At 41.1% G+C, this 13,131-nt stretch carries 6 protein-coding genes; all 6 read right to left on the reverse strand.

Annotated features, from left to right (window positions below):
- Window positions 1–47: 47 nt before the first annotated feature.
- The 6 genes from I2I13_RS11135 to I2I13_RS11160 all read right to left on the reverse strand — a co-directional run bounded on the left by I2I13_RS11135 (window position 48) and on the right by I2I13_RS11160 (window position 12,711).
- Window positions 48–2,372 carry a family 20 glycosylhydrolase gene (locus tag I2I13_RS11135; RefSeq protein WP_195649515.1) on the reverse strand — a complete coding sequence of 775 codons (2,325 nt, stop codon included), beginning with the start codon at window positions 2,370–2,372 and terminating at the stop codon, window positions 48–50.
- Between the two features lie 15 nt (window positions 2,373–2,387).
- Window positions 2,388–3,971, reverse strand: a complete 1,584-nt coding sequence (locus I2I13_RS11140; protein WP_195649516.1) for a sulfatase — start codon at window positions 3,969–3,971, stop codon at window positions 2,388–2,390.
- Window positions 3,972–4,203: 232 nt separating this feature from the next.
- On the reverse strand, window positions 4,204–5,556 hold the full coding sequence (locus I2I13_RS11145; RefSeq protein ID WP_195649517.1) for a PL29 family lyase N-terminal domain-containing protein: 1,353 nt from the start codon (window positions 5,554–5,556) through the stop codon (window positions 4,204–4,206).
- Between the two features lie 38 nt (window positions 5,557–5,594).
- Window positions 5,595–7,523 carry a DUF5006 domain-containing protein gene (locus I2I13_RS11150; RefSeq protein WP_195649518.1) on the reverse strand — a complete coding sequence of 643 codons (1,929 nt, stop codon included), beginning with the start codon at window positions 7,521–7,523 and terminating at the stop codon, window positions 5,595–5,597.
- Between the two features lie 33 nt (window positions 7,524–7,556).
- Window positions 7,557–9,362 (reverse strand): RagB/SusD family nutrient uptake outer membrane protein, encoded by a 1,806-nt coding sequence (locus I2I13_RS11155; RefSeq protein WP_195649519.1) that lies wholly within the window; start codon window positions 9,360–9,362, stop codon window positions 7,557–7,559.
- Window positions 9,363–9,378: 16 nt separating this feature from the next.
- A complete protein-coding gene (locus tag I2I13_RS11160) occupies window positions 9,379–12,711 on the reverse strand; it encodes a TonB-dependent receptor (protein ID WP_195649520.1) in 3,333 nt (1,110 codons plus the stop codon).
- Window positions 12,712–13,131: the final 420 nt, after the last annotated feature.

Genomic DNA, 13,131 nt, shown 5'->3' on the forward strand with positions numbered 1-13,131 from the left:
CAACAGTGTTAATCCGTGTAATCCATGCCTCAAATAACCAATATTGATTATTCAATCATTATTTCATCAAAATAAACTCTCGCCTCTTGTCCCGGACGTACATGGTCGGCAGGACATTCTCCCGCCCCTTCTGCCGTTACACGGACATATCTTGCTTCCGTTCCTTTCATATCCATGGAGAAATCTTCGATAAAGGTTCCTTCACGGAATATATCCCGGAAAGTAAAATTCAGACCTGCTACCTCACGATAGATTTCGTTATCATCTGAAACTGCAATACGGATTGATTTCGGTTTATGTACCGCCATGCCGTAATTAGTGATACAACCTATAGTAAAAGCATTCAATTTTTCTTTTTGCAGCAAATCTATCGTAAAAGATATGTGGTCGCTCTTCTCCCAACAACACCATTCAAAGTCTGTATACTTCAAGCTACCACGTAATCCGTTCGTCATGAGTTTCTCATTCGGTTTATTTCCGAGGATAGGTTTGCCGGTCGCTTTGTTCCAGACAATAGGTAATACAAGCGTCTGCCCCATCTGCTCACCTTGTGCAAAGGTAGCACTCTTAATGGTTTGAGTCGCCGTTACCGTTAATGAATCGGTATATAAAGATGAACTAGCCGTCGGCTCGCTACCATCTACTGTATAACGGATTTCCACATCAGGACGAATACACTCCAACTTCACTTGCAACACACTATTTTCGGGAGTCACTTTATGCTGGATATTATACATGGAACGAGCATAAACAATTCCCTTCTCTGCAAGATGCTCATTATACCTGTCCATTCCTTTCAGGAACAAAGCCCAGTCTTTTTTATCCGGTTGTGTCCAAGCTACTTCGGCTAACGCGGCTAAACGAGGAAATAAAAGATAGTCCACATCTTCCGGTTTATTACAGAATTCTGTCCACATACAAGCCTGTACACCCATCAATAACGAAGCATATTCCGGTTTCCAATCCTTTTGTACCGGCTCGTAATCATACACGTCTTTCAGGGTATTATTCCCGAAATATGTCAACGGTTCAAACCACTGCGGTCCCTGATAACGAATCAGATACATAATGCGTGCCGGAGTCATAATAAAACGATGTCCTTTCTCTGCCGCCTTCAATGCAGCCTGTCCAAACCCTTGCCAACCAAGAATAATAGACTCTTCCGGCAGAAAACTGCTATTGGTCAGTTCATCCCAACCGATCACCTCTCTGCCTTTGCTACGTACATAGTCACTTATCCGCTTCATGAAATATCCTTGCAGGTCCTCTTCATTAGCCAGATTTTCTTTTTTCATCCGTGCCTGACACAACGGACACTTCTTCCAATGTGTTTTTTGAGCCTCGTCACCACCAATATGGATATAGCGTGAGGGAAACAATTCCATGATTTCATCCATCACATTTTGCAAAAAGTTGAAAACACTGTCGTTTCCTGCACAATAAATGATCTCGGAATTTCGTCCTCCCAAGCCGGGCAATACACCAATATAATCCTTCACCGTCGGGCAAGCCAGTCTGGGATACGCTGTCAATGCAGCATTGCTATGAGCAGGCATATCTATTTCGGGCACAATCTCAACCTGACGTTCAGCAGCATAAGCCACCATTTCCCGGATGTCCTCTTGGGTATAGAAGCCTCCTACCGGGGTAGGTTCTCCCTTTTTCGGATTGCGACGGGCAGGAAAAGGCAAATCCTGATGATCCACCCGCCACGCACCGACTTCCGTCAATCGGGGATATTTCTTTATTTCCACCCGCCAGCCATTGTCGTCTGTCAAATGAAAATGAAGTGTATTCAGTTTAAGCATTGACATACAATCAATGATACGTAATACATTTTCTTTAGGAATAAAGAAACGGGATGCATCCAACAACAATGCCCGGTATCCGAAACGTGGTTCATCCTGAATGATTACGACCGGAATGCTCCATTCCAATTTCTTGTCCAACAAACTTTCTCTTTCAATGGAGGGAGGAAGTAATTGGCGAATTGTTTGTAAGGCATAGAAAAAGCCTTTGTTATCCGAAGCCTTAATAACAATCTCTTGGGGAGAAACTTCCAAAGAATAGGCTTCGCTCTTCAAAGAAGGGTCTGTCAGCAAACGGACATTCCCCTCTCCTCCTACATTCAGTTTGGGGGTAAAACCGGCTGTACGAGTAAACAAAGTAATCAAACCTCTTGCAATTTCCGCCTGCTCCTCATTCTCCACTGCAAAAACTGTCTGATCGGAGAATAAATGGTTGCCACTGCCCGGCATCATCTGTGCCGGGCGCGGAACCATAGAAATACTGCGTGTTAAGTTTGTATTATCACATCCTGTCACTATTGATGCCAGAAATCCGGTCAACAGTATGAAGATATATTTTATCATGATATTATTTCAGGGTTATTCCTTGTCTCTTTCGGGGGAGAATCGGACAGGGTCATTATATTGTTCTTGTAGTTTCAACATCTCTTCTTTCAATTCCTTCACTACCGGCTCGTATTCAGGTTGCTCGTAGAGGTTATGCATCTCTGTCGGATCTGCCTGTATGTCATAGAGTTCCCACCAGTTGATATCATTATAGAAATGAATCAGTTTATAGCGTTCTGTGCGTATTCCATAATGGCGTTTCACCATGTGCTCGGCCGGATATTCATAGAAGTGATAATAAAGTGCCTTGCGCCAGTTTTCCGGATGTTCTCCTTTCAACAGAGGAACAAGCGAGACTCCCTGAATATCCGATGGCACCTCTGCTCCTGCCAATTCGAGGAAAGTGGGTGCATAGTCGATATTCTGTACCATTTCGGTGATATCCCCTCTACGGTCGAAGCCTTTCGGTAAGCGCATGACAAGCGGTGTACGCATGGATTCTTCATACATAAATCGTTTGTCGAACCAGCCATGTTCGCCCATATAGAAGCCCTGGTCGGAAGTATAGACCACAAGTGTATTATCCAGCAATCCTTTTTCTTTCAGATAATCGAGTACACGACCTACATTGTCATCCAGCGATTTAACCGTCTTCATATAGTCACGCATATAACGCTGGAATTTCCAATTGGCAAGGTCTTTGCCTTGCGGATTCTGTTTGTAGAAGTCATCGATAATCGGACCATAGAATTTATCCCATGCAGCACGTTGTCCTTCGTCCATTCGGGCTAAGAATCTTTCGTACAGTGATTTTAACCGCGAGTTCTTGTCAGGACGCAGCATTTTGAGGTCATAGATCATATCCATATCTTTCACGATGCTCATTTCTTGTGCAGCGGCAGCCGGACGGCCTTCATAATCATCAAAGAAATTATCCGGCAACGGGAAGGCCTTGTCTTCATATAAAGCCAGATTGCAAGTATCTGCCATCCAGTTACGATGAATAGCCTTATGATGAATCAAAAGGCAGAAAGGCTTTTGTGGGTCACGCTTGTTTTCCATCCAGTCAATGGCATCATCCGTAATAAGATTGGTGATATAACCATGTTTCTGAATGGTATCATTGTCCTGCGTAATAAAGTCCGGATTATAATAATCTCCTTGTCCGGGGACGATTTGCCAGTAATCAAATCCTGATGGCAAACTCTCAAGATGCCATTTACCGACTAATGCGGTCTGATAACCGACTTTTCTCAAGAGTTTAGGGAAAGTCTGCTGAGAACTGTCGAAAACGCAAGTGGTATTATCATAGAATTTGTTTGCACAGCTATGTTTACCCGTTATCATGCAGGCACGGCTGGGACCACTTAAAGAATTGGCCACAAAACTTTGAGTAAAACGTACTCCGTCAGCTGCAATACGGTCGAGATTCGGAGTTTCCATATAGCGAGTGTCATAACAGCTCATCATTTGAGCCGTATGGTCGTCTGTCATGATATAAACAATGTTCAGAGGTTGCTGTTCCGCAGGTTTTTGCTTGCCTGCACAAGAAGCTAGGGAAGCTATAGCAGCTACTCCCGCTAAAGGAAAAAATAAGTTTGATTGCAGTTTTTCCATAAATACTATTTTGTATAAGATTGCAGTAGCAAAGATAGAGGATAACCATCTATTCAGACTTCCACAAATCACCAATTAATGTCCAATATTCTACAAATCTTTTTATTTCATCAAAAAATACAGGAAATCACTATTTACTTGCTATACTTATAAGTAACAAAAAGGGGGATTTTCCCCCTTTTAATTGAAAGGCATTCATGTCATTAAAAAATCTGATGACAAAATAAACCTTTTACTCTCCCGCTTCGGGAACCGGTTTGATCTTATCCGCTAGTGCACTCCAACCCGTTTTATATGCTTCCACTTTATCTATTGCTACAAAGATAGATTCCAAAGCATCACAGCCCTCGAAAGCCGTAGCATTATATCCTAGGGTAGTTGCTGATAAAATAGTCAAGCTTTTTAAAGCAACACAATTCTTGAATGCCCGATCGAAAATATTAATAGTCCCCTTTGGAAGAATAATTGTTTCAATGGATGTATTCTTATCCTTTTCCGGCAAAGCTGGAAGATTTATATAGAATGCGTTAGCTGGAATAGCAGCACTATATACCAATTCCGATAAATCAATATTTACCACACCACTTGCTGTCTTTAGAGGTGTAGCGATGTGATCTCTAAGACTTGGAGCTCCTCCAGAACACGTTCCTGTCACCTTAACACTCAATACCCCCTCCGGTATTGTGATTGCCGCACCTGTATATTCTATAGTAGTCCACTGGATACCTGGATCTGTAGCTGCCTTAAACGTCACTGTTTTAATTACTGTTTGAGTTTCTCCATCCGAAAGCAAGAAAGCGACTGTAGCTTCTCCGGCTGCCGGATAAACAACTTTCAATTTTGTGTTATTTCCCGAACCTGTCACTTGTATTGTCCAGTTTGAAGGATTGGTATCCAACATTCTCATAATACAGCCTTCCGGAAGCACTATCGGATAAGTTTCTTCTCCTGCAGTCTCTTTACTATATTCCGCTGCTAAATAGCCATTCCAGTTGATATATTTAGGAAGTTCTACCGTTGCACCTCCGTTCAATGTAATTGTAACAATATTACCCGATTGAGTAACGCCCGTCACAGGATGGGCAACCGGATATGACGGTATCGTCACCGAGTTATCACCAATAGTTAATTTGGTAGAACCGTCCTGATTTGTTTCCATTTTGATAGCATCTCCACTATTTACGTAAATAGTTTTACCATCTACCTGCAAGGGCTCACCGCCCAATGTCCAATACCATTTACCATCATCGCCTTTATCCACGCCAATACTTTCTTCATTTGTTCCACTCACCTCACCATCTTTGTTGTAAAACAACGTAATAGGAGATGCATGAAGAAATGAAATTTTATAGCCTTCCGTTCCATCTTCTTTTGTCACCTTCTCTACATCGGTAATATAATCTGTAGCAGTAAGAATTCCCTGCAAGGAATTCAGTTGCTCAACCACTGTCTTCTGCCATTTCTCCAAAGCGGAAATTCTCTCTTCCTGTCCGTTGACTGCATCCCACAAATCTCCGTCATCATAGCTACAACTGCCTAATAAAGTTGCCGCAAATACTACACATAAAATTGATTTCAGTTTCATATTATTATCTTATTAAAAAGGTTTATTTATTCAGTTTATTAATAAAGGATCAGATCTTTCCGATATGGCATATCATGATCGGTATAGGTATCGTCGATATAGAAACGAACCCAGTCTATCTCCATACGGGGAATCAGCGCATTCGGATTATTTTTCAACATATTCCTTGCTGTCAGATAACTCATTTCCATTGATGGATAATCCGGAGCCTGTTTACCTAGGAACATCATCGTCAGAATGTAATAAAGTCCCTCGGTATTTACTTTATCTGTAAACGGCCATCTGGCACCATTAGCCAACGCTTGTGCTTCAGTTATAGTTATTGTAGTCTTACCATTGACTCCCATACGCACGGTTTGATTATCCACCCATTCCATCCAATAAATCTGGAACTGATCTATTGTTCCCGCAATGTCGGTTACGGCAACAGTCGGATTATAATGCCGACTTCCCCCTGTTCCAGGAGCTGTGTTTCCGATATGGAAAGTTTGTTCCGCCGATCTTCTATAGCTTAAATTTCCATGTTTGGTGTTATTTTCCATCACGTCTATTTCTCCAAAATCCGGCCAGACATTCCACTGCGAGTCGCCTCCTACCTGCTCATTACCTTGGAGCCAGATACCCGGTAACATTCCGCTATTTTCTGCACCACGAATACGTGCACGCGTCTCAATACGCATTCCCGGATAAATACGGATATTAGAGGATGCCCAAGTAGGACTATTTACATTTCCTCGCATAAACTTACAGGAATAAAAAGCAGAAGTTCCAAAATCTTTAGTACCATTATTTCCTGGAGTACGCTCTTTCAGTGAAATCATTCTCAAATAACCTTCGTCTGTAACCCATGCATATTTAGCATTATCCACAGAACCTGCAGTTTCTACTGCCGCTGTATTCTGGTCAGCAAAACCTAAAGGATATTCATTACTTACATATGTTTTATCATTACTTTCTTTCGTCGTTAAACACGAAGATATTTTATGAAATTCATATGCACGAAAGAATTTCCACTTTCCTTCCGGAAGCACTTTTCCACTATTCGGATGAGGATCTCCCTCATTCATTACCTGATAATTAGTCTGTCCCCAAGCTTTTATAGCCGCTTCATTTTTCGGTGAAACAAACAACTGGTCTGCATCTTCATATAACCAGCGTTCATCTCTTACCTCACTGCCCATATTTTTATGAATATCAGTCTTCTTTATAGTCAGCTTCGTAGCCTGTAAAGGATAGCGGCTAAGAACAGGAACTGTAGCAAGATCAAGAGTCAGCTCTTCATCCTCGGTAGTATTCACATCTTTTATCATAGTAACCGGCGCACTTTCTACCGAGTTCGCTCCAGCAGGAATAGTCAATTCTAAAGGAAGATTTTCATAACGTTCTCCTTCTCCGGCCTTAGGAGTAATAGTAATGGTAAGTTCATCTTTCAATGTAGTGTTGACGGAAGCTACCAATACAAAAGTCTGTCCCTCCTTCACCGTATTATCGGCATTATTCTTCAACGAAACTTTAGAGTAGTGGTAGTCACTGACAGTCACAATTTGCAAAGCACCTGCCATTCTATATCCACGTGCAAATGCAGATATTTCGATGGAACGTTCTCTATTCAGTCCTTCTTTCTTTACAGGAACCCGGACGGTTTTAGTCATCTCTCCCTGCCTCATGGTAACCACCGATGGAAAATCATCAAATACCAACTGATCGACTGCTCCCTTATCAGTAGTGGCACTCAATCTGATATTCAGATCTTCATTCATCGCTTTTTTTCCTTCTTCTGTACCTGTCACGTCAAAAGTGATTTCCAGCACCTCTCCCATTACCAAATCCGTACTGTTCAGTGTCATCTTTAAAGGTACAGGTTCTGCCAACGGGCTTACATTATCATCGTCAGAACATCCTGACATACTCACTGCCAGTAATATAAGCAGCATCCACAAATATGTCCATTCTAAAATCTTTTTCATACAGTATATCTTTAATTATAAAGTCTATGATTATTATTTCCACCCCGGATTCTGCTTCATCTGCTTATTCAGTTCCAGTTCATTTGGAGGAATAGGTAACAGATAGTCTCTCTTAGGATTGAATTGATAACCACCCGGTATCAACTCCTGCAAAGGATCCATCCATCCGTTGCCATCTACCAATACTTTGGCTAATGCTTCATGTTTATCTTCCGCAAATGATTTGTATAAAACACCATCATGTCCCAAATATGCTCCTTTGCCACGTTTGCCAACAATTACCTTATCAGCAGCCCAACGCATCAGATCATCCAGACGATATCCCTGCAGTGCCAGTTCCACACGACGCTCACGACGAATCTCTTGCATAACGGGAGTCAATGTATAACCATAATCTGTAAAGTTAGGATCTCTGGCAGGTGTCACATAAGTTACTCCGGCACGTGCACGCAGAGGTTTCAATGTTTTACTTAACACTTCATCATCACATTTGCCCAATTCCTCGGCAGCTTCGGCATAGCTCAATAATGCATCAGCATAACGCATGAGTACCAGTCCGGTTTCACAGTCCCCTGAAACGTATGTCGTATCTACTCCGAGACGAATGTGATACCCTGTTACATTTTTAGCATTACCATCACCTGCCAGGAAAGGAGGATTGATTGTTTTATCACCGGTAGAAGCATCTGCCACTTTCATCGGACGAGAACCTTTAGCAGTAGATTTAAACTTATAGCCACTGCTCATGATAGTTTCTGTGAGGCGCAAATCCCGGCTTTTAAAGGTTTCATTAAAATCTTTAAACTTGCTATTATTCGGATCAACAGGCGTTCCATCAGCATTCAAATAGGTATTTACCAAGTCTCCGGCTATACCGGCAGGTCCATCCTGATCGACAACTCCTCCACCCACTAATCCGGTCAAGGCATGAAACACACCGTCAGTAACCGAATATTTTCTCCAGAACAATACTTCTGAAATGTTGGAATAATCATTTTGATTAAACAGACGTCCGTAAGCATCTCCCGGATTGACTACACCGCCATCTGTTTCTTTCGTATTTAATTTTATACCTTGCTCGAAAAGCATATCTCCCCATCTCAACACTTCTCCAAAGAAATAAGCCGATTGGTCAGTGGCAGCCGCAAATTCATCATTCTTGTGGTATTTCTCCCACGAACCTTCGTATAGCGCAACCTGCATGGCAAGCAACATAGCCGCTTCCTTACAAATACGCAAACCGCTGTATTTGCTTCTATTGAACAATAGTTTCTCTGCTTTGTCCAGATCTTCCAAGATAAATTTAGCAACTTCACCACGATCTTTCTGCGGGATCTGCAAACCGGCTATCGTGGCATGTTCATCCCAGAAAGCATCCATAATAGGAATATTACCGAACTTCTTCAACTGAACAAAGTGCCAGTAAGCCCGCAGGAAGTAAGCTTCGCCTTTCAATGATTTTACTTCTTCTGTTTCCATGTCTTCCGGTACTAGGTAATAGTGAAAGAAATAATTCACATTACGCAGATTTTTATAACCGTTTTCCCAGTCTTCACTGCTGGAAAACAAGGTTTCCTCACCATTCAGACGCTTATTGTAAATTTCGGAAAGAATATTATCACTGTTCTTTTCTTCTCCACGCACTCCCATTCCGAATTTCGCTAATGAAGGAAGCGCTGTATAAAGACCATTGATATATCCACGCACTTGGGCTTCACCGGACAAGAACGATTCGTTGTTCGGTACGGTAAGCGGCTCACGATCCAGAAAGTCGGCACAAGAAGATACACATATTCCAAGACCCGCCATCAATACTATATATAAATAAAATCGTTTCATACTTCTCTGTTATTTATTAAAAAGTAAAATCAAGACCAAATACAAAGTTTCTGTTCATCGGATATACTTTACCGTTACCGTTCTCATTGGCAGCGGAGGTAAGTCCCGGTGCTGTAGCATTGCTACCACCCGCCCAAGTATTTACCTGATTCAAGGTTTCAGGATCAAAAGCCTTAGGCAACTTAGTAATAGTAAACAGGTTGTCACACGTAAAATATACTCTCAAATTTTCCAGTCTCATAGTTTTCAAGAGCTTCTTGTCGAATGTATAAGACACGGTCAGGTTCTTCATACGCATATAAGCGGCATTGACCATATAGCGTGTTGTATTGTAACCAATATTTGTATTATAATCTACTGTTTTGGGATCTGTCAGACGAGGAAGATATCCACGGGGATTCGACGGACTAAAATAGTCGAGATGCTCTTTAAAGAAGTTCTTTCCACCAAAAAGATAAGTACTTCCCGCTAATGCAAAATCACGTTTCGCCACTCCCTGGAACAAAGTAGAGACAGAGAATCCTTTATATCCCAAGTTCAAATTTATACCAAATGAATATTTAGGTGTAGCATTTCCGATTACCTTCAGATCGCCATGATCCTCCAATGTTCCTTTTCCCGGATCTACTTTACCATCACGATTAGTATCCAGATATTTCAAATCACCCACTTGCCAAAGGTTGTCATTCTTAAAGAAAGAAAGATCTTTACTATTCAGATATGAATCAATCTCCTGATTGGTCATAAACAAGTCATCTGCTACGAATCCCCAGATCTCACCTATATCCATTCCTTCATAATAACCTTTGTTGCGATCCAAACCGGTATGGTTGTTATAAATAATACCTTCAGGATTGTTATACTTCGTAATCACAGCCTTGTAATTGAATAAATTGAATCCTATTCCATAACTAAAACCACATTTCAACTTATCCTGCCAGTTGACAGAGAGTTCCCAACCCCGGTTACGAAGAGTAGCATTATTTATTTTTGCACGATCATCGGGAATGATACCGCTGACAGCCGGAATAGCTTCAGCAGGACCAATCATGTCTTTGGTCGTACGTTGATAAACATCAAACGTTACAGACAAACGGTCTTTCAATAACATAAGATCCAAACCGAAGTTGGCGGTGTCTACTTTCTCCCATGTAATGTACGGGCTGATCATTTTCGGAGTTAATGAGATTGTTCCTTTACCTATTACATCACCTCCTCCCGGAAGTAACCATGCATTCACGTTATTCGGGTCAAGACTCATCACTCCCAGATAATCATATAATCCTGCACCATTCTGATTTCCCAGACGTCCATAAGAAACACGTACTTTGAATTGTGATACCGGCATATTCAAATCGGCAAAGTATTTAGTACGGGCAATGTCATAACCGGCAGAAAAAGACGGGAAGAATCCCCAACGATGTCCCGGCGCAAAGCGGGAAGAGCCGTCATAACGTCCGCTAAGTTCCAAGAAATATGTATTCTGATAGTTCCAGTTGATTCGGGTATAAAATCCCATCGTAGCCCAGTGAGTGCGAGCCTCTCCGGCATATACGGTTCCATCGGCATTGTCAAATGAATAAGTATCTTCGCTCAACATTCCATCTTTATACATATATTCACTGGAATTTTTTTGCAATTCCATTTGATAACCTGCCATGATTTTAAAATCATGATCCCCCCATTGATTCATGTAGGTACTGGACAAACTGGGAGACAGATAGTAATTGAAAGCACTACCGCGTGTCAGTGAACCGAAACGTGTATTTTGCCATCTCATACCCGGATATTGATATCCCTGACGGTTGCCGGAAGTCTCTATAACTTGCCCGTTAGGCAATGCATGATTGCTTTTTTTCAATTTGAAACTATTATTTTCCACATCCAAACGGGCTTTCATTTCTCCCATGATATCCCATCCTTGCAGCGGAGTAATAATAGCCGAGAAAGATAATGCATCCGAAACACGGTTCTGATTATAATTGGACTTTTTCAAGTATAATAATTCATTCCAAGTTGGAGTAGAATACTCCGCCTGTTCAATGGGTAATTGAGTCACACGGGTTGGAGCCGTATTGGCTATCGTACCATAAAAAATAGTCTGATTAGCCATCGGACGATTGATTATGTTTATCGTTGCATTATTATTAAAGTGGAATTTCAACCAATCGGTTGCTGTAACCGAAAATTTAGTATTGATATTATACTTTTTCAGATCATCCTGAACCTGATCCATCAAACCTTCCTGATAAGTATATCCTAAACCAATGTAATAAGTAGATTTTTCTCCACCACCCTGTACACTCAAATTATGAGAATGACGTATCGCACGGTCTTTGAAATAATAATCAAACCAATCTGTATTACCATACTGAACATTATCGGCTGCTGCCCAACCGTCACCCGCTTGATTAGGACCGATGCCGGGAAATTCTGCCGAATAAGGATTAGCCATAAAGCCTTTTATCTTTTCGATGGTTGCATTTGAGATCTGAGCTGTACGTCCCATATTCACATCCCGCTGATTGCAATAGTTGGCATACTCTAATGAGTTCATCATTTGCGGCATATTAATAGGAGAACTGAAACCAACCGTTCCGCGATAGGTAACACGTGTCTTTTCCTTCCGTCCGCTTTTAGTGGTAACCAATACTACTCCATAAGCAGCACGGGCACCGTACACAGCTGATGCGGAAGCATCTTTCAAAACACTGATACTTTCGATATCGGCAGGATTAACATTCTGCATACTTTGTTCCACACCGTCTACCAATACATAAGGTTCGCCACCATTGATAGAACCAACTCCACGAATATTAAATTTAATTTCAGCACCAGTCTCACCACCTACACCGTCCGCTGCAGCATCTGACGCAAAGTTCAAACCAGCGACATTACCTTGCAACGCGCTAGTCACGTCGGTTACCGGACGATTGACAATCGCATCGGACTTAACTGTAGCTACGGCAGCCGTAATTGTATTACGTTTCTGCTTCCCCATACCTACCACTACCACTTCATCAAGTACTTTTGAGTCTTCTTTGAGCACGAAACGATTACCCTCCAGTTTCGTTACTTTTACTTCAAGAGGAGAAAAACCTACATAAGAAATAGTTAATGTGGCTCCAACTTTACCTTTTACAGAGAAATTTCCATCAATATCGGTTATGGCACCTTCTTGCCCTCCTTTTACCATGACTGTAGCACCAATAACAGTTTCACCCTTATCATCTACTACTTGTCCTTTAATCATTTGTTGCTGTGCAAATACTCCCGACGGAAATAACAGGAGTAGCATCAGAAGAACAACAAAGCAGCTTTGTTTTTTCATAAGCTTCTTTCTTTTCATAATATTACATTTAACAATAAAGACTTTATTTATTAGCTAACAAAAATAAATCTCAAAGACTCTTAGTTTAAAAGAGTTATTAAAACTACGCATTCAACAACTCTTATCGGCTACAAAAATATGAAGGCTATGAAAATAAGATGTTCCAAAATCGCTATTTTATATCCAATTTTGTCTGAAATCATCCATTTCATCGATAAATTATAGCGTTATAGACATCATTAAACACTTTCCAAGTCAAATAAGGAAAGCTATAATTATGATAAGACCTAACTTTTCTTTTGAGCTGAATACATGTTCTATTTTTCATATTCAGGAAGATGAAACGGTAACAGAAAAAAGTACCCTAACATAAAAAAGCATTAAGAAACTACATATATATGCATATTAGAAGAGAAATACTACATTTATTTTCGGATA

Source organism: Bacteroides sp. D55t1_190419_B8, from assembly GCF_015558905.1.
GTDB classification, from domain to species: Bacteria; Bacteroidota; Bacteroidia; order Bacteroidales; family Bacteroidaceae; genus Bacteroides; species Bacteroides vicugnae.